Below are 19,388 nucleotides of genomic sequence, written 5' to 3'. Positions count from 1 at the left end.
ACCTTGGACAGTCGAAAACTTTGCTCCCTTTTACTTTCCGTTATTTTATAAGTATTGTATTTTCTTTTATTTCATAGGCATTTATAAAGTTTGTGTTTTTTATAATTGATAATATTTCTTCTAGTTCTTGGTCTTTACTTAAAACCCCTATATATTTTGTTGTTTCGAGTTTAGGATTTAAAAACGTAAAATCTACATCGTACCATCTGGATAAGACTTTCATGATGTCTTTTAAGGGTTTGCTCTTAAAACTAAATATGCCATCTTTCCAAGAGATTTCATAGCTGACATCTACTTTGTTAATTACGGTATTTTTGGTTTCTTTATTTAAAACTAACTGTTGATTAGGATTTAGGTATTCTTTTTGAATTTTATTGTCTAAAAGAACTTTGCCTTCAACCAAGGTAGTGTAGATAAACGTTTCATCTTGGTAAGCTTTTATGTTAAACTCTGTACCTAAGACTTCTACTTCCTGTTCGTTAGAGAGTACTTTAAATGTAGCACCTTGATGCTTGGTGCTTGGGGATACGTCAAAATAAGCTTCGCCATATATCAGTTCAACTTCACGAGGTTTGCCTGTTAAAAAGGCGGTAGGGTATTTTAACTGTGATTCGGAATTTAACCAAACTGAAGTGCCGTCTTCTAATTCTATAAAAAATTGCCCGCCTCTGGGAACTGTTAGATAATTATAGCTAAGCTTCGTGCTATTTTGTTGGTTGGTGTCGACAGGTTTGTAGGTGACTTTTTCCCCGTTACTTTTAATATTGTGTGTTGTGTAACTTTTTCCTTTTTCTAAAACAATAGAAGAACCATCTTCCAGGGTTAATGTAGCTTTGTCTGTACCAATAAGTATATCCTTGTTTATTTTTGGCTTTACAGGTGTTACTGCGGCTGGGGGAGATTCTTTTTCAGTTAAAAAAGTTGTGGCAAACAATAAAACGATAGAAGCTGCTGCTATGTAACGCCAATAATGTAGTTTTCTTATTTTTGGTTTGGGATTGTTTATGGTAGACGATATGTTTTTCCATAAAGAGGGATTAATTTGATTCTTTTTGTTTTTTGTACTTTCAATTGAAAAATTTAAATCTGTATAGGCGTTGAATTTTTCATGATTTCCATTTTCAATCCACTCTACGAGCTCTTTTGCTTCCTCATCCGTAAGGTGCTCGTCAAAATGTTTGAAGATTAAATGTTCTATTCTTTTTTTCACAAAAGTTTACTTTATATTATCTACTACGATCACATTTTAAATAATGCCTACTATTTTTTTTCTTTTTTTTTTATATACATTTACCGCAAACAAATTAATGGGGGCTAAAAAAGAAATAACCGATCTTATTGAGGCTGTTAAAAATGGTGATGAAAAGGCCTTTAGGGAGCTATATGAGCTTCAAGTTGAAGGGGTGAAAACTTTTATTGATGGCTTTACAAAAGACAGTTCCCAGTCGGATGATATTCTTCAGGAAACGTTTATAAAATTATGGAACTCTAGGAGTAAGATTGATTCGGCATATTCCATAAAGGGGTATTTGTATACTTCGGCGTATAACACCTATATTGATAAATACCGTAGGATGAAACGGGAGCAGACTGTTTTGGAAGAATGGCGATACAAGCGAATTTTAGAAACAATTGAAGACAATGAAGAGGTTAAAAAGGAGCGTATTGCGCAAGTTAAGGTAGCTATTGAGAAGTTGCCGCCAAAGTGCAGAAAAGTGTTTGATATGTGCAAGTACGATAACATGAAATACACTGAGATTGCAGAAAAACTTAATATCTCAACCAAGACTGTTCATGCTCAAATGTGCAAAGCCTATGCAATAATTAAGAAAGACGTTAAGTTTAATAAAAGCAAGTTGTTGTTGTTTGTTAATTTTTTTAAGGACATCAGGGGGGCATTATAAACTGAAAAAAGGTATTGCTCTAGATATTTTTGTAAACAGGCAGAAAATTATAGATTAATATTTGGCTTACAAAAAAAGCGCTTCAATCACGATTGAAGCGCTTTTAATTTATTAAGGTTTGGGTATTTACATCATACCTGGCATACCGCCACCGCCACCCATTGGAGGCATAGCAGGAGCATCTTCCTTGATGTCAACTAAGGCACACTCTGTAGTAAGGATCATACCAGAAACAGAAGCTGCGTTTTCTAAAGCGATACGCGTAACCTTTTTAGGGTCGATAATACCAGCTTTTAGCATGTCTACATAAGTTTCGGATTTAGCATCGTAGCCAAAAGAACCTTCTCCTTCCATTACTTTTGCAACTACTACACTACCTTCACCTCCTGCATTTTCTACGATAGTACGTAAAGGAGACTCAATTGCACGTGCTACAATTTGAATACCGGTTACTTCGTCTAAGTTTTCGGTAGTTATGTTTTCTAATACCGATTTTGCTCTTACTAAAGCAACACCTCCACCAGAAACTATGCCTTCTTCTACGGCAGCTCTTGTAGCGTGAAGTGCATCGTCTACACGGTCTTTCTTTTCTTTCATTTCAACTTCACTAGCGGCACCTACATAAAGTACGGCTACACCTCCGGCTAGTTTAGCCAAACGTTCTTGAAGCTTTTCTTTGTCATAATCTGATGTAGTGGTTTCAATTTGGGATTTAATTTGGTTTACTCGACTTTTGATAGTTTCAGCATCACCAGAACCATTAACAATAGTTGTGTTATCTTTATCTATAGTTACTGTTTCTGCTGTACCTAGCATGCTTAAGTCGGCATTTTCTAAAGTAAATCCTCTTTCCTCAGAAATTACAGTACCACCTGTTAAAATAGCAATGTCCTCTAGCATAGCTTTACGTCTGTCGCCAAAACCAGGAGCTTTTACAGCTGCTATTTTAAGACCACCACGTAATTTGTTAACTACTAGAGTAGCCAACGCTTGTCCGTCAACATCTTCAGCAATTATTAATAAGGGACGACCAGATTGTGCTACTGGCTCTAAAATAGGAAGAATTTCTTGTAGGTTAGAGATTTTTTTATCGAACAATAAAATGTAAGGATTCTCTAAATCGGCGATCATTTTATCTGCATCGGTAACAAAGTAAGGTGATAAGTAACCTCTGTCAAATTGCATACCTTCTACAACGTCTACATAAGTGTCCATACCTTTGGCTTCTTCAACAGTAATAACACCTTCTTTGCCTACTTTTTCAAAAGCTTGGGCAATCAATTCTCCAATTGTATCGTCGTTGTTTGCAGAAATAGCAGCCACTTGCTTGATTTTTTCAGAAGAGTTTCCTACTTCTTGCGATTGCTTTTCAAGGTTGTTGGTAATGGCTTCTACAGCTTTATCAATACCGCGCTTTAAGTCCATTGGGTTAGCACCGGCAGCAACATTTTTTAAACCTTCTTTTACAATTGCTTGAGCTAAAACTGTTGCAGTAGTAGTACCATCACCAGCTAAATCATTGGTTTTGGAAGCAACTTCTTTTACCATTTGTGCTCCCATGTTTTCTAGTTCGTTCTCTAACTCAATTTCTTTAGCTACTGAAACACCATCTTTGGTTACCTGGGGAGCACCAAAGCTTTTGCTAATAATAACGTTACGTCCTTTAGGACCCAAGGTTACTTTTACTGCATTTGCTAATGCATCTACACCGCGCTTTAAGCCGTCGCGTGCTTCTATATCAAATTTAATGTCTTTTGCCATTTTTATATGTTTTGCTTTTTGCCTTTAGTGTATTACTATTGGCTAAATGTTAATAATTAATTTTAGTTGGAGCTAAAAGCCAAGGGCTTTAAGCTTATTGCAGTTTTACACTATTGCTAATATGTCGCTTTCGCGCATTATTAAATAATCTTTGCCTTCTAGTTTAAGCTCTGTTCCTGCATATTTACCATACAAAACAGTGTCGCCAACCTGTACAGTTATAGGCTCGTCTTTTGTGCCTTTTCCAGCAGCTACAACAGTGCCTCTTTGTGGTTTTTCTTTAGCGTTATCTGGAATGATGATTCCTGATGCTGTTTTTGTTTCAGCGGCAGCAGGCTCGATAAGAACTCTGTCTGCTAATGGTTTAATGTTTAAGCTCATTTTGTTATGATATTTAAATTAATTAAATTTTGTGTTTAATGCCTATACATTATTCTAAAAGTGTGCCAATAGTTGGTAACTGACAAACTTGCAGAAACAAAAAATGCCAACTTTAATAAGTTGGCATTTTTTGTTGTTGATATTGTGGTACCTTGATTATTTGATACTATCATTAACAGTTGCTGCATCATTTGCCGTTTGGGCTGGAGTATTTGGTAAAGGTTGTGCGGTTGTTGCATCTTGGTCTAATGCTTTTGAATCGCCATTTTCTCCACCTTTGTTAATAGCAACGTTCGATAAAAGAATTAACACTAATAAAAGTGTTGCAAGGGTCCATGTACTTTTATCTAAAAAGTCTGTTGTCTTTTTTACACCACCTAACTGTTGTGTGCCTCCACCGCCGAAAGAAGACGATAACCCGCCACCTTTAGGGTTTTGAACCATAATTACTACGATTAGTAAAAATGCTACGACAACAATTAATGCTAAAAATATTGTAAACGTACTCATTGTTCTTTATTATTTTGTTCTTGTAATTGTTCTACTGCTTTAATTTGGATTGCAAAGAAACTACTTTTTTCTGGATATTTCAAACTTAATATTTTATAAGATTGAATTGCCTTTTTGTAATTTTTTTGTTCCAAATAAATACGTGCCAAAGTCTCGGTCATTAAGGCCTCTGGCTGTATCATTTGTGCCTTGGCTAGGTTGCCTTTTGGCGGACTGGATTTGGTTGGGTTTATTTTAGGGTTTTTGCTAATAAATTGATCGATCAATGCAAATTTTTTGGCTTTTTCTAATTGCTCAGGAGGTGGTTGGTTGACAATTTTGTTAGGTTTTTCCTCAGATCTTTGTATGGGCTTGTATCTTGTTAATTTTAGCCATTCATTAAATGAATGGGATTCATTTTTTTTAAACTGCAAGGGGCTGCCAATTTTAAGGATATCGGTAGCAGTTGTGTTTTCGACAGGTGCATTCTCTAAAATAGGATTAGCAGGGGAAGGGGTTTCTAAAACTACTGGCCGGGGCGTTTTTGGTTGAAAAAGCGCAGGGTCTAAAACGCCGGTAGTTTCTTTTATCTGCTGCTCTAATGTGTCGTCGAGGCTAACTTTTTTGTTTACGGAAATGTCCTCAACATCAACATCGATGTCTTTTACATGTGCTACATTTTGTTTTATAAAGTCTGAAACTTCATTTTGAATAAATATTTCAGAAGTGATAAAATCAAACAGAATACTTCTATCTGTAGTATGGGTGGCAGTTGTTTTTAACTCTTGATTGTATTTAAAGCTTTCAATGTTTTTTAAACCTTTCAGGCAAATAGCTCTGGCAGATTGAAAATAAGGGAATTCGTCAATAATCGATTTTAATGCTTCGGTTTGCTGCTCGGTTATTGTTTGTGGTTGCTGGAGTATGTATGTAAAATCCGTATTGTTCATTGGTTATACCAAATCATTCCTTTTGTTAATGTTTTTAAATATACAACAAGATTATTAATGTTGGTCTAACGGCATCCTTTCCTTTAATTTACCATTTTGCGAGTGTGGCATTAAAGACATCTTGTGTAATGCGCTCAAAAATTTCTTCAATGGCCGTTGTTTTTTGAGATCCTATAAGTTGTGCGCTTCCTGGGTAGTCATAAAAGAATGAAAAAGTTTGTTCCAAATCGTCTTCCTCATTCTTTCTGTTAAAAAAACGAACTTTAACAGCTATGGTCAATCTGTTCTGAGCAGCAGTATTTTGAGATGTTGCCGTAGTAGGTGATATTCTGTAATCTGTAATTTCGCCTTCATATACTAAATCGCCATTGGAAGGTACCAAACTTAAATTGGTTTGGTTTTGTAATAAGTCTTCCAGTGCTAGTTTAAAATCGCGTTCTAAGCCAGGTTCAACCAATAAGGCATTGTTTTCAAAACGATTTACTTGAAAGGTTTCCGTTCCGGGTGGGATTGATGCTCCTGTAAATGAATAAAAGCCACAGCTACTTATGGTTGCTAAAGTTAAGAGTAAAAAAATGTATTTTATGTATTTCACAGGTCTGGGTTTTAGTTATTATTGGGTTGGAACCTTTGTTTTATGATTTAGATACTTCTACTGTACTTATGTGAGACAATCTTTTAACGATTGTGGTTTCATATTGTTGTAGATTAACAGTTAATAGGGTACTATCCTGTAACATGTTAAAGGTCATATTGTTTGATTTTTCTATATAGGGTGCGCTCGCTAATGCCTAGTTCGGCAGCAGCCAATTTACGTTTTCCGTTGTGACGTTCAAGCGATTTTTTTATTAATTCCAATTCTTTGTCTTGTAAAGATAAGGTCTCTTCCTCTTCAATTTCTTCGGCAAAGTGGTATTTGTCTATAATGTTAGAAGGTGCTTCAGAAACAGAAGTGTGTTCTGGAATGGATAAGACCTCTGTGTCTTCGGTAGAGTCCTCAAAGACCTCGTCTACATCATCATCATCATCACTTCCATAAATTTTTTGGATTAAGCCTTCGTGATTTTTTTCAACATCTTTAACGCTGCCACTTTTCATAAGTTCCATCGTGAGCTTTTTTAAGTCGTTCAGATCGTTTTTCATATCGAACAGTACTTTGTACAAAATTTCACGCTCGCTGCTAAAATCACTTTCTGATTTGGAGGTTTTAATAACGGCTGGTAAATTGCTTCCAACTGTTGGTAAATAACCTCTTAAAACTTGAGCTGTTATGGTTCTGTTTTGTTCAAGGACAGAAACTTGCTCGGCAACATTTCGCAATTGTCGAATATTACCACTCCATCTGTGCTTTAAAAGAACCTCAACGGCATTGTCGGTTAATTTAATCGTTGGCATCTTGTACTTTAGGGCAAAGTCACTTGCAAATTTTCTAAAAAGCAAATGAATATCTTCTTGGCGCTGTCGTAAAGGAGGTAAGTGGATGTCTACTGTGCTAAGGCGGTAATACAGGTCTTCACGAAATTTTTCTTTGTCAATGGCTTCGTGCATGTTGGCATTGGTGGCTGCAACAATACGTACATTGGTTTTTTGGACTTTACTGGATCCTACTTTTATGAATTCACCATTTTCAAGAACACGTAATAAGCGTACTTGGGTAGTTAATGGTAGCTCACCTACTTCGTCCAAAAAGATAGTGCCTCCATCTGCCACTTCAAAATATCCTTGCCGTGTTTGTGTTGCTCCGGTAAAAGCACCTTTTTCATGGCCAAATAGTTCGCTGTCGATGGTGCCTTCTGGAATGGCTCCACAATTAACAGCAATGTATTTATTATGTTTTCTATGGGATAATTGATGTATTATTTTCGGAATACTTTCTTTACCAACACCACTTTCGCCGGTTACCAGCACCGAAATATCGGTAGGGGCTACCTGAATGGCTTTTTCCAGAGCTCTGTTTAGCCCAGGAGAATTACCAATAATACCAAAACGTTGTTTAATAGTTTGAACAGATTCCATATTATTATTCACTACAAAAGCAGTGATTGTATTGTTTTTTTTGTTATTAATTGTTTTCTGAGTATCCTACAGCCTCCCCAATAAGTGTTGCACTGGTGCAGTCGGTTATTTTAACGTTTACAAAATCGCCAACTTTGTAATGCTCCTTAGGAAAAACAACTACTGTGTTTTGGCTATTACGTCCAGACCAATGCGCATCCGATTTTTTTGAGGCTTTTTCGATAAGCACTTCTTCAATTTTATCAAGATGTTGTTGGGTACGGTATAAACTGTGCTTTTGCTGTAATTGAATGATCTCGTTTAGGCGACGCTTTTTGATATCTTCAGGAATGTCATCTTCCATTTTTCGTTCGGCTAGTGTGCCAGGTCTTTCGGAATAAGCAAACATGAATCCAAAATCGTACTTAACATATTCCATAAGACTTAAAGTGTCTTGATGGTCGGCTTCAGTTTCAGTAGGAAAACCGGAAATCATATCTTGGCTAATGGCACAGTCTGGAATAAGACGTTTAATATTATCTATTAGCTCAAAATATTCCTCTCTGGTGTGTTGGCGGTTCATAGCTTTGAGTATTTGGTTACTGCCACTTTGAACTGGTAAATGAATATAATTACAAATGTTATTGAACTTAGCCATGGTTTCTATAACATCCAATGTCATATCCTGTGGGTTGGATGTAGAGAAACGAAAACGCATTTTAGGCTGCGCTTGAGCACACATTTCTAAAAGCTTAGAAAAATTAGTGGCAGTAGCTTTCTGTATATCACTGGCTTTTTCGAAGTCTTTTTTTAATCCACCGCCATACCATAAGTAACTGTCTACGTTTTGACCAAGTAAGGTAACTTCTTTGAAGCCTTTGCTCCATAAATCATTTATTTCCTCTAGAATGCTTTGTGGATCACGACTACGTTCACGCCCTCTGGTAAAAGGTACCACGCAAAAGGTGCACATGTTGTCGCATCCGCGGGTAATGGATACAAAGGCGGTAACACCATTGCTATTTAAGCGTACAGGCGAAACATCGCCGTAGGTCTCTTCTTTGGATAGTATGACATTTATAGCATTTCGGCCTTCTTCAACTTCCGACAGTAAGTTAGGAAGGTCTTTATAGGCGTCAGGTCCTACGACAAGGTCTACAATTTTTTCTTCCTCCAAGAATTTGTTCTTAAGGCGTTCGGCCATACAGCCCAAAACGCCCACTTTCATGGAAGGATTTATTTTTTTGACGGCATTGTATTTTTCAAGTCGCTTTCTTACGGTCTGTTCGGCCTTGTCCCTTATAGAACAGGTGTTTACCAAAACCAAATCGGCTTCTTCCAATTGCTGTGTAGTGTTAAACCCTTCTTTTGCTAGAATGGAGGCAACAATTTCACTGTCACTAAAATTCATTTGGCAGCCATAGCTTTCTATAAAAAGCTTACGCGTATTCCCTTCTTGTTGGTCAAGGATAAGTGATTGTCCTTGTTTTTCTTCTTCTATAATCTTTTCCATAATGTATTGAACGGATAGCAGTCAATAAGTATGCAAAGATACAATTAATTTATACTTTATGACAAAGTGTCAGATTTAAAATAACAAATTTAATAAAGCTTTAAGAGAATAGGTTTTGGAGGTGTTTTATTTTTTGCTTTTTAGGTGCTATCTGCTAAGTATAATTAATATAAAAGAGGGTGGAACTAATCAAGAAAGGATTAGTTAAAAGTTTACTGTTTAAGTGTTAAGTGGTCTTTTTTTTGTTGAAATATTTAACAGATAATCCTTAAAATGCAGCAGATAAACTTTTTTTCATATACATTTGTAGCTCCAAAAATTGAAGTATGGCGAAGAATTTAGTGATTGTTGAGTCACCTGCTAAGGCAAAAACTATTGAGAAATTTTTAGGAAAAGAGTATACGGTAGAGTCTAGTTTTGGACATATATCCGATTTACCATCCAAAGAATTAGGAGTTGATGTAGAAGGTGATTTTAAACCGAAGTATGAAGTTTCGAAAGACAAAAAGGCGGTTGTTAAAAAGTTAAAAGAGTTAGCTAAGAAAGCCGATATGGTTTGGTTGGCAAGTGATGAGGATCGAGAGGGGGAAGCCATTGCTTGGCATCTGGCAGAAGCCTTGAAATTGAATAAAGACAAGACCAAACGGATTGTATTTCATGAAATTACTAAAACGGCCATTCAGAGAGCTATAGAAAATCCCAGAGGAATAGATTACGATTTGGTTGATGCCCAACAAGCACGACGTGTTTTGGATAGGATAGTAGGGTATGAGTTGTCTCCAGTACTTTGGAGAAAAGTAAAAGGTGGTTTATCTGCAGGCAGGGTGCAGTCGGTATCAGTTAGACTTATAGTAGAACGCGAACGCGACATACAAAGTTTTACACCAGAAGCGTCTTATCGTATTGATGCCGAATTCTCTAACGAGTCTGGGCAAACGTTTAAAGCTAAACTACCAAAGAACTTTGCAACTAAAGAAGAAGCTCAAAGCTTTTTGCAAAAGAACGGATTAGCAACCTTTAAGGTTTCTAATTTAGAAAAAAAGCCTGCAAAGAAAGCGCCAGCGGCACCTTTTACAACCTCGACATTACAGCAGGAAGCATCTCGTAAATTGTATTTTTCGGTAAGTAAGACAATGACCGTTGCGCAGCGTTTGTACGAAGCTGGGTTAATTACTTATATGAGAACGGATAGTGTGAATTTGTCAGATGAAGCACGAAAAGGAGCGCAGTTAGAAATAGAAAATACATACGGAGCAGAGTATAGTAAACCGCGAAATTATACAGGGAAATCTAAAGGGGCACAGGAAGCACACGAAGCTATACGGCCTACCGATTTTTCATTAAATGCGATAGATGTTGATAGGGATCAGGCGCGTTTGTACGATTTAATATGGAAGCGGGCCATTGCATCGCAAATGAGTGATGCGCAATTAGAACGTACGAATGTTAAAATTAGCGCATCTTCACATAATGAGATATTTACGGCAAATGGAGAAGTTATAACTTTTGATGGGTTTTTAAAAGTTTATTTAGAAGGTACCGATGACGAAAACGAAGAGCAGGACGACATGCTTCCTGCTATGTCGGTTAACGAAGTGCTTATTAATAACTATATAACGGCAACAGAACGTTATACAAGGCCTCCGGCTAGATTTACAGAAGCTTCTTTGGTTAAGAAACTTGAAGAGCTTGGTATTGGGCGTCCATCAACTTATGCGCCTACGATTTCGACCATTCAAAATAGGAACTATATAGAAAAGGGAACCGTTGAAGGTGTTGAAAGAAAATATGCCCAGTTAACACTGAAAAATGGTGAAGTAAAAGATAGATTGCTAACCGAAAAAGTTGGTTCGGATAAAGGAAAGCTTGTGCCTACAGATATAGGTATGATCGTAACCGACTTTTTGGTAAATCATTTCGAACATATTTTAGATTACAACTTTACCGCTAAGGTGGAAGCAGATTTTGATGATATTGCTGAAGGCAAAGTAGATTGGTCTAATATGATGGAAGAATTTTATAAAGAGTTCCATCCGCAAGTTGAGCATGTTCAAGAAAATGCTGATAGAGAATCCGGGGAACGTATTTTAGGAGTAGATCCTAAGACGGGTAGACAAGTGAGTGTACGTTTGGGTAAGTTTGGTCCAATGGTACAAATAGGTACAGTAGATGATGAAGAAAAACCACAGTTTGCAAGTTTAGGAGCCGACCAGCAGTTAAATAATATTACCTTCGAGGAGGCTATGGATTTATTTCAGCTTCCAAAACACCTTGGGTCATACGAAGGCGAGGAGGTCGAGGTTAATAATGGGCGATTTGGTCCTTACGTTAAATTTGGCAATGCATTTGTTTCGCTTCCAAAAGGCGTAGATCCGTTGAGTGTGGAACTGGATGAAGCTATCGACTTAATTAAGGAAAAACAAAAAGCAGATGCGCCTATATATATGTATAAGGATTTGCCTGTTCAAAAAGGGAAGGGACGTTTTGGACCATTTATAAAATGGAACAATATGTTTATTAATGTTAATAAAAAATACGATTGGGATAATTTGTCGGAGGACGATATAGTTGAATTGATAGAAACAAAAATTCAAAAGGAAATCGATAAGGTTGTCCACAATTGGGAAGAAGTAGGTGTGCGTGTTGAGAAAGCTAGGTGGGGAAGACATAATGTGATTAAAGGAAAAGTGAAAGTTGAATTGCCAAAAACAGTTGATGTTTCTAAAATGACACTGGAAGAGGCTCAAGCCATAATAGAAGCAAATCAACCAAAGAAGAAAACAAGAAAGAAAACAGCTGCGAAAAAGAAATAATACTATATGGATTTTAATTTCCTGTCTCCTGTTTCAGATTTAGTGTTGGCCCATAATGCTTTGCTGTCTTCGCAAGCATTGGGAAGGAAGCTGAGGATTCATTCCAAAGGTCAAGGGATTCCAGATTTAGATTCAGTTAGTATTGCCTTAGTTGGTGTGTTGGAAAACAGAAATGATGTTAATTATATAGGAGAAGAATTTAACCTAAATGAAATCCGGAAATCGTTTTATGGCCTTTTTCCTGGAAGTTGGAGCTCGGTTGTTGCAGATTTGGGTGATATTAAAAAGGGCGAAAGTGTTGAAGACACATACTTTGCTTTAAAGAATACGGTTTCGGTTTTGTTGAAGCTAAAAATTATACCAGTTATTATTGGGGGAACACAGGACCTTACATACGCTACATATCGTGCCTACGATGATTTAATTCCAATGGTTAATATTGTAAATGTAGACTCTAAGTTTGATATGGGAGACTCATCTAAACCAATGAAGAATAACAGTTTCGTAGGTAAAATTATTTTAGATGAGCCATATAACCTTTTTAATTATGCAACTGTTGGCTATCAAACCTATTTTAACTCACAGGAAGAAATAGATTTAATGGATCAATTGTATTTCGAATCGTATCGGTTAGGCGAAGTGTCTGGTGATATTTCGTTGGTAGAACCAGCAGTAAGAGATGCAAACATTGTAAGCATTGATTTGAATTCGGTAAAAGGATCGGAGGTGAGTTTAAATCAAAAATTCTCACCCAATGGTCTGGACGGTAAGGAAATATGCGCCATAGCACGTTATGCTGGTATAAGTAATAAGGTGACTTCGTTGGGGATTTACGAATACAAGCCCTCTAAGGACGATGAAATGACTGCAATGCTTGTTTCCCAAATGCTTTGGTACTTTATTGAAGGTGTTAACCTTAGGGTTAAGGACGATGACTTTGCCGATGAAAATAGTTATCAAAAATTCATTACCTTAGTAGACTCCCAGGAATTGATTTTCTATAAAAGTAATAAAACAGGAAGATGGTGGATAGAAATACCATTTTTAGCAGATGTCAATAATAAATTGAAGACACACACGTTATTATCTTGCGCGCATCAAGATTATATAGATGCCTGTGGTAATAAAATCCCAGAGCGGTGGTATAAGGCATTTCGAAAGAACAGCGTCTAAATAATATTACAGTTTAAGTGTTTATTTTATCGTTGAAATGCTATTTTTTCACGATGAAATGTAAATTTTTCGGCTAAAAAGTTGTTTTTTAAAAAATATATAGATATGTTTACGCTCTCAAATGAAGCTTAAAATAAATTAACCTCGAGTTTTTATGGATATGAAGAAGTTTTTAGTAATAACCACAGTATTAACACTGCTAGCTAGTTGTGGCTCTAAAGATAGAGGAGAACTAGTAGGTGTTAAAGGAAAAAAATGGCATCCGGAAAAGCCTTATGGTATGGAACTTGTACCTGGAGGTGCGTTTATTATGGGGAAGGCCGACGACGATTTAGCGGGTGTTCATGATGCTCCAGCCAAAACAGTAACTGTTCGTGCTTTCTATATGGATGAAACAGAGATAACAAATAGTGAATACAGACAATTTGTTAACTGGGTTCGTGATTCTATAGTAAGAACAAAGTTGGCTATCTTAGCCGATGAAGTTGGGATGACCCCCGATGATGGTGGTATAGGTGAGTATGCATTTAAAGATGCTGATACAGCCAATATGACCGTATATGAAAAATACATGTTCGAAAATTATAGTGGTCTTGGTCCTACAGGATACGAAGGTAGAAAGCTTAATAAGGATATCGATTTGGTTTTTGATATAAATGAATATCCAGATGAATATTATGCCGAGGTTATGGATACCATGTACTTGCCTATTGAAGAGTCTTATAATGGACAACGCACATGGGACGTTAAAAAGTTTAAGTTCCAGTATACTTACATGGATATTCAAAAGGCAGCTCATAATCGTTCTTTAGCACGTAAGGATGTGCTAGTTAAAGAAGAAATTGAAGTGTATCCAGATACAACAACATGGATTAGGGATTTTGCTTATTCGTACAACGAACCTATGCACAACGATTATTTTTGGCATGATGCTTATGGAGAGTATCCAGTGGTTGGTGTTACATGGAAGCAAGCAAAGGCATTTTGCCAATGGCGAACTTTATGGAAGAATGCTTACCAGAAATCCAAAGGAACGGCTTTTGTAAACTCATTCAGATTACCATCTGAAGCAGAATGGGAATACGCTGCAAGAGGTGGCCTGCAAGCTGCAACATTCCCTTGGGGAGGACCTTATGCAAGAAACGACAGGGGTTGTTTTATGGCTAACTTTAAACCCGTTCGTGGTGATTATGCTGCAGATCAAGCCTTGTATACCGTTGAGGCTAAATCTTACGAGCCAAATGATTATAATCTCTACAATATGGCTGGAAATGTTTCAGAATGGGTTAATGCATCATACGATCCATCATCTTACGAATACGTTTCAACAGTCAATCCAAACGTAAACGATAATAACAATCAGCGTAAAGTAGTTCGAGGAGGATCTTGGAAAGATGTAGCTTACTTTTTACAGGTGAGTTCCAGAGACTACGAATATGCAGATTCAGCAAGAAGTTACATAGGTTTTAGAACAGTACAGGATTACATGGGGACAAAAGTAACCGACAATTCTAAAAAGTAACATTAAATCTAAAATAAATACTATTAATTAACCTACTTAAGTATTCATACTTAAAATTTAAAACCGAGAATTATGGCACAGTCAAGAGCAAGTAAAAAGTTTATGAATTTAGCTTATGGATTAGGAGCTTCAATTGTAATCGTTGGAGCACTATTTAAGATTATTCATTTTGAAATTGGACCTTTAACAGGTAATGTAATGTTAACCATTGGATTGGTTACAGAAGCAATAATTTTTGCGATTTCCGCATTCGAACCAGTAGATGATGATTTAGATTGGTCGCTAGTATACCCAGAATTGGCCGGAGGTGAGGCAGCAAGTAAAGAGCCTAAGGATGCACAAGGTATGTTGTCTAAAAAACTGGATGAGTTGTTAAAAGACGCTAAAATTGATGGCGAATTAATGGCAAGTTTAGGTGATAGCATTAAAAACTTTGAAGGAGCGGCAAAAAATATTTCTCCAACAGTTGAGTCATTAGAAGCAACTAGGAAGTATGGAGAAGAATTATCTTTAGCTGCTGCTCAAATGGAGTCTCTAAACAGTTTGTATAAAGTACAGTTAGAGAGTATCAACCGTCAGGCATCTATTAATGAAGAGTCTGTAGAAAATGCAGCTAAATTAAAAGAGCAAATGCAATCATTGGCGTCTAACCTATCTTCATTAAATGGTGTGTATGGTGGTATGCTGTCTGCTATGAACAAAAAATAATTAGGGGTTATCCCAAAAATTAACCAAAACCTAATTAGACATGGCAGCAGGAAATTTATCACCAAGACAGAAAATGATTAACCTGATGTATTTAATATTCATAGCAATGCTAGCATTAAATATGTCAAAGGAAGTGCTTTCAGCATTTGGTTTAATGAATGAAAAATTAACCGAATCGAACTTAGCAGCTTCAGAACGTAATACGGCTTTCATGGCAGGTTTAGAACAACAAGCCATTGACCAGCCGGCCAAATACGAACCTTTAAAAGACAAAGCAAGTCAAATACACGCCTTAGCAACAACTTTCGATACCTATTTGGAAGACTTAAAAGGTAAAATGACTGCTAAGATCGATGATCCTACAGATTATGAGATCATGGATAAAGGTGACTATTTAGATGAACACTTTTTTAAAGGCGATAAGCTTAAATCAGATGGAGAAGAGTTTATGAACCAAATAGCTGCATTTAGAGATGGTGTAGCTGAGATTTTAGCAGGTAACCCAGGAATGGAAACTGTGGTTGCAGATGTGCAAAAGAAGTTTAAAACAGAACCAGTAAAGCGTGGAGCAGGGACTGTAGATTGGTTAGAGCACCACTACAAAGGATTTCCTTTAGTGGCCTCACTAACAAAAATGACACAACTTCAAGCCGATATCAAAACAACGGAGTCTGAAGTATTGTCAAACATGTTAAAAGGGACCCTTACAAGTGAAGTGTCTATGACAAATTACACGACCTTGATGGAAACTTCAAAATCTGCTTACTTTAACGGCGAAGAGTTTGATGGAGAAATTGTATTAGGACGTAAAGATGCTTCCACTAAACCTAACCGTGTAGAGCTAACATTAGATGGTAGAAAACTTACTGAAGATCATTATACTATTGAAGACGGTAAGGTGAAACTAAAAGTAAATGCAGGAGCCGCTGGTGAGCATAAAATTGAAGGTAAGTTGATTTTTGCCCAAGATGGTGAAGACATTGAAGTGCCTGTATCGCAAACGTTTGCTACCGTTCCTAAACCTAATGCGGCTACAATATCTGCCGACAAAATGAATGTGGTTTACCGAGGTGTTAAAAACCCAATGACCATTTCGTTTGCAGGAGTATCCGATAATAAAATTAGTGCTAGTGCCCAAGGTTTAACAAAAGTTGGAACGAGCAAGTATATCATGGATGCTACGAGAATACAAGGTAGAGAAGTAACCATTAATGTTACTGGTACTTTGCCAGATGGTCAAAAAGTGAGCGACAGAGCAAGCTTTAGAATTAAAGATTTGCCGAAGCCAACAGGAACAATTAGAGGTGAAGATAGTAATGTAAAAATGCAACGTCAAAGCCTTGAGATATCTACCATTGGAGCTAAATTCGATGATTTTGATTTCGAATTACCATTACGTGTTACCGGATTTAAATTTAAAGTGCCTGGACAACCTACTATTGATGTAAATGGTAATAAATTGGATAGTAGAGCTAAATCTGCTTTACGTAAGGCCAAAAGAGGTTCTGGCGTTCAGATATTTGATATTGAAGCTAAGGCTAACGGAGTAAACGTTATACTTAAAAAAGTATCGCCCGTATTTATTGAACTTACAAATTAAGATTTAGGGTTAGGCATAAAAACCTAGCCCCTAATAAATAAAAATTAAAAGAGATGAAGTTGAAACGTTTTTTATTAACAGCCACTACTGTTTTTGCAGTATCAGGTATGTTTGCCCAAGCAAATTTGCTTAACGCTAAAAGCCCTGAAGAAATAGGAGTAAGAACAGAGTCACAAAAAGCGATCGATAACGATAAACCTTTGGAATATGGTTATGTGGATGATAGAGATGTTCTTTTTTCTAAAATAGTTTGGGAAAAAGTTGTCCTTGATGAGCGTGCTAATTTTCCGCTGTATTATCCTATAGATACCAATAACATAGGAAGCAACAGAAGGTCTTTGTACGATGTACTTATGAAAAATATTAAGAACGAGAAAATAAAAAACATTTACGACGATTCTTATTTTAAGACCAAGCGTACATTGGATGATATTCAAGCTGCCCTGGTAAAAGTTGATACAACAGAGCTGGGTATTGAACAAATAAATGCTGGTGAAGAATTATCTGCTGAATATATCAATAGAAGAGAGTTGACCGCAGCCGATATAGCAGAGTACCGCGTTAAGGGCGTATGGTATTTTGATAAGCGCCAGGCAGAAATGAAATACCGCTTGTTGGGTATTGCACCCGTAGCACCCGATGTTAATTTTATTGACGAAGAGCAACCGGATTTGGTAGAACTATTCTGGGTGTTTTTCCCAGATGCCAGAGAAGTACTTCATGAAGCCAAAGCTTTTAATAATGAAAATAGCTCAATGCCATATTCATTCGATCATATTTTAAACTCCAGACGTTTTAATGGCCATATCTATGCCGAAGAAAACGTACAGGGAGATAGAAAAGTAAATGAGTATATTACCCAAAATGCCTTGATGCAATTATTAGAGTCTGATAGGATAAAAACTAAAATTCGAGATTTTGAATTAGATATGTGGACTTATTAAATTAAACATGTCATCATGATATAGAACGCTCACCATTGGTGGGCGTTTTTTTTAGGATAAAAAGACATGTTTTATGTGGTTAAATTTAAAGGTAAAATGGTATTATGAGTATCTTCGCATCGTTATGACAGTAGATTATATAGTAGTAGGAATAGGGCTGGCGGGTATTAGTTTTTGCGAGCAGTTAAGAAAACACAATAAAAGCTTTGTAGTGTTCGATAATAGTTCACAACAATCCTCTGTTGTTGCTGGCGGCCTATACAATCCCGTGGTACTAAAACGGTTTACACCCGTCTGGAAAAGTGATGAGCAATTGCAAAAGGCATTGCCAATGTACCGTAGAGTTGAAGATAATTTAAAGGTGAAATTGGATTATAAGATACCCGTTTACCGAAAGTTTACTTCCTTGGAAGAGCAGAACAATTGGTTTGCAGCTTCCGATAACCCCCAGTTGAGCAATTATCTTTCATTGAATATCATTAAGAACAATAATAGTGCTATTGATGCACCATTCGGTTATGGAGAGGTACTTAAAACAGGGCGCATTAATGTCAAGCAATTGGTAGAAACTTATAAGGAAGATTTAAAAGGTAAGGGAACGTTTTTGAGTGATGCATTTAACCATGATATTCTAGAAATACAAAATGATGGTATGCAATACGAAGCAATAACAGCAAAACATATTGTATTTGCCGAAGGTTATGGGCTTTCAAAAAACCCGTTTTTTAATCAATTGCCTTTAATGGCTACAAAAGGCGAGTTGCTAGTTATCCATGCGCCAGATCTAAAGATTGATTACGTGCTAAAGAGCAGTGTGTTTTTAATTCCATTGGGAGACGATATGTATATTGTTGGGGCAACCTATGAGTGGAGTGATAAGACCAACACTGTTACCAATAAAGCAAAAGAAGAACTTTTGTCTAAACTGGAAAATGTGATTAACTGTTCGTATAAGGTCGTAGACCAAGTAGCGGGAATACGTCCTACGGTAATTGATAGGCGCCCGTTGGTAGGTGTTCACCCTAAGCATAAAAATCTATTTGTTTTAAATGGTTTGGGCACGCGTGGTGTTATGATAGCTCCCTACGTTGCCGAACAGCTTTTTAATTTTATTGAATACGGGCACCCATTAGAAAAAGATATTGATATTTCCCGTTTCTTAGGTACAGTTTAGAGCTGGAATACACAAGTTTTTACCATAAGCTTAGGGCTTTTTAGCAAGCGATTTATCGTAATGCATAAAAAAGTTGATCCATATATTTCTTGAGAGCCTCAAAATAACCGGCATAAAAACTATTAATGTCCCTACTATTGAAACAAAAACAACACTTAAGGAAGCCTTAAAAACAAAAAAGGAAATAACAAACGCAGCAGTAGCAAAGGCAATACCTACTGGGTAGCTAACATACATGGAGCCATAAAAGAAAGAAGGTTCTATTTTGTATTTAGTGCCACAGTTTGAACATGTTTCGTGCATGCTTAAAGCTTCCGAAAGGATATAAGGATTCTTATTCTTAAACATCGATTCCTCATGGCATTTTGGGCAAGTTCCAGTTAAAATGCTATATAATTTGCTCCCTTTTTTAAACATAATAATTGTGTATTTTTGCAAGCGCAATTACAGGGCAAAAATAG

The 19,388-nt window shown here is 36.7% G+C and carries 17 protein-coding genes; 8 read left to right on the top strand and 9 right to left on the bottom strand.

Annotation, left to right across the window (positions count from 1 at the left end):
* Window positions 1-40: 40 nt before the first annotated feature.
* Window positions 41-1,210: a FecR family protein gene (locus ABD792_RS02910; RefSeq protein ID WP_345004268.1), complete on the bottom strand. Its 1,170-nt coding sequence runs from the start codon at window positions 1,208-1,210 to the stop codon at window positions 41-43.
* A gap of 97 nt (window positions 1,211-1,307) precedes the next feature.
* Here ABD792_RS02910 and ABD792_RS02905 point away from each other — a divergent pair, with 97 nt between their 5' ends.
* The gene (locus ABD792_RS02905; protein WP_345004267.1) at window positions 1,308-1,904 is read left to right on the top strand and encodes an RNA polymerase sigma factor; all 597 of its coding nucleotides are present in this window, start codon (window positions 1,308-1,310) and stop codon (window positions 1,902-1,904) included.
* Between the two features lie 126 nt (window positions 1,905-2,030).
* Here the strand turns inward: ABD792_RS02905 and groL are convergent, their stop codons facing one another.
* The 7 genes from groL to miaB all read right to left on the bottom strand — a co-directional run bounded on the left by groL (window position 2,031) and on the right by miaB (window position 8,993).
* Window positions 2,031-3,665 carry a chaperonin GroEL gene (gene groL / locus ABD792_RS02900; protein WP_345004265.1) on the bottom strand — a complete coding sequence of 545 codons (1,635 nt, stop codon included), beginning with the start codon at window positions 3,663-3,665 and terminating at the stop codon, window positions 2,031-2,033.
* 105 nt (window positions 3,666-3,770) lie between these two features.
* Complete coding sequence (locus tag ABD792_RS02895) at window positions 3,771-4,046, bottom strand: co-chaperone GroES (protein WP_345004264.1); 276 nt, start codon at window positions 4,044-4,046, stop codon at window positions 3,771-3,773.
* Between the two features lie 156 nt (window positions 4,047-4,202).
* On the bottom strand, window positions 4,203-4,556 hold the full coding sequence (secG, locus tag ABD792_RS02890; RefSeq protein ID WP_345004263.1) for a preprotein translocase subunit SecG: 354 nt from the start codon (window positions 4,554-4,556) through the stop codon (window positions 4,203-4,205).
* Window positions 4,553-5,485, bottom strand: coding sequence for a hypothetical protein (locus ABD792_RS02885; protein ID WP_345004262.1), 933 nt, complete (start codon window positions 5,483-5,485; stop codon window positions 4,553-4,555). The genes secG and ABD792_RS02885 overlap by 4 nt, the downstream gene beginning before the upstream one ends.
* An 88-nt stretch (window positions 5,486-5,573) precedes the next feature.
* Window positions 5,574-6,080 carry an LPS assembly lipoprotein LptE gene (gene lptE, locus ABD792_RS02880; protein WP_345004261.1) on the bottom strand — a complete coding sequence of 169 codons (507 nt, stop codon included), beginning with the start codon at window positions 6,078-6,080 and terminating at the stop codon, window positions 5,574-5,576.
* 146 nt (window positions 6,081-6,226) lie between these two features.
* The gene (locus ABD792_RS02875) at window positions 6,227-7,501 is read right to left on the bottom strand and encodes a sigma-54 interaction domain-containing protein (protein ID WP_345004260.1); all 1,275 of its coding nucleotides are present in this window, start codon (window positions 7,499-7,501) and stop codon (window positions 6,227-6,229) included.
* Window positions 7,502-7,547: 46 nt separating this feature from the next.
* The gene (gene miaB / locus ABD792_RS02870; RefSeq protein WP_345004259.1) at window positions 7,548-8,993 is read right to left on the bottom strand and encodes a tRNA (N6-isopentenyl adenosine(37)-C2)-methylthiotransferase MiaB; all 1,446 of its coding nucleotides are present in this window, start codon (window positions 8,991-8,993) and stop codon (window positions 7,548-7,550) included.
* A gap of 326 nt (window positions 8,994-9,319) precedes the next feature.
* Here miaB and topA point away from each other — a divergent pair, with 326 nt between their 5' ends.
* From topA to ABD792_RS02835, 7 genes are all read left to right on the top strand, one after another.
* Window positions 9,320-11,806, top strand: coding sequence for a type I DNA topoisomerase (gene topA / locus ABD792_RS02865; protein WP_345004258.1), 2,487 nt, complete (start codon window positions 9,320-9,322; stop codon window positions 11,804-11,806).
* A 6-nt stretch (window positions 11,807-11,812) separates the two neighbouring features.
* Window positions 11,813-12,979, top strand: a complete 1,167-nt coding sequence (locus ABD792_RS02860) for a formimidoylglutamase (RefSeq protein ID WP_345004257.1) — start codon at window positions 11,813-11,815, stop codon at window positions 12,977-12,979.
* 160 nt (window positions 12,980-13,139) lie between these two features.
* Complete coding sequence (porK, locus tag ABD792_RS02855) at window positions 13,140-14,501, top strand: T9SS ring complex lipoprotein PorK/GldK (RefSeq protein ID WP_345004256.1); 1,362 nt, start codon at window positions 13,140-13,142, stop codon at window positions 14,499-14,501.
* Window positions 14,502-14,573: 72 nt separating this feature from the next.
* Window positions 14,574-15,209 (top strand): type IX secretion system motor protein PorL/GldL, encoded by a 636-nt coding sequence (gene porL / locus ABD792_RS02850; protein WP_345004255.1) that lies wholly within the window; start codon window positions 14,574-14,576, stop codon window positions 15,207-15,209.
* A gap of 40 nt (window positions 15,210-15,249) precedes the next feature.
* Window positions 15,250-16,809, top strand: coding sequence for a type IX secretion system motor protein PorM/GldM (gene porM / locus ABD792_RS02845; RefSeq protein WP_345004254.1), 1,560 nt, complete (start codon window positions 15,250-15,252; stop codon window positions 16,807-16,809).
* A gap of 53 nt (window positions 16,810-16,862) precedes the next feature.
* On the top strand, window positions 16,863-17,753 hold the full coding sequence (gene porN, locus ABD792_RS02840) for a type IX secretion system ring subunit PorN/GldN (RefSeq protein ID WP_345004253.1): 891 nt from the start codon (window positions 16,863-16,865) through the stop codon (window positions 17,751-17,753).
* Window positions 17,754-17,826: 73 nt separating this feature from the next.
* Window positions 17,827-18,927, top strand: coding sequence for an NAD(P)/FAD-dependent oxidoreductase (locus ABD792_RS02835; protein WP_345004252.1), 1,101 nt, complete (start codon window positions 17,827-17,829; stop codon window positions 18,925-18,927).
* Window positions 18,928-18,957: 30 nt separating this feature from the next.
* Here the strand turns inward: ABD792_RS02835 and ABD792_RS02830 are convergent, their stop codons facing one another.
* On the bottom strand, window positions 18,958-19,344 hold the full coding sequence (locus ABD792_RS02830; protein WP_345004251.1) for a DUF983 domain-containing protein: 387 nt from the start codon (window positions 19,342-19,344) through the stop codon (window positions 18,958-18,960).
* Window positions 19,345-19,388: the final 44 nt, after the last annotated feature.

This window comes from Snuella lapsa (genome assembly GCF_039539345.1).
GTDB lineage: Bacteria > Bacteroidota > Bacteroidia > Flavobacteriales > Flavobacteriaceae > Snuella > Snuella lapsa.
This window is presented reverse-complemented; position numbering and strand designations above follow the sequence as displayed.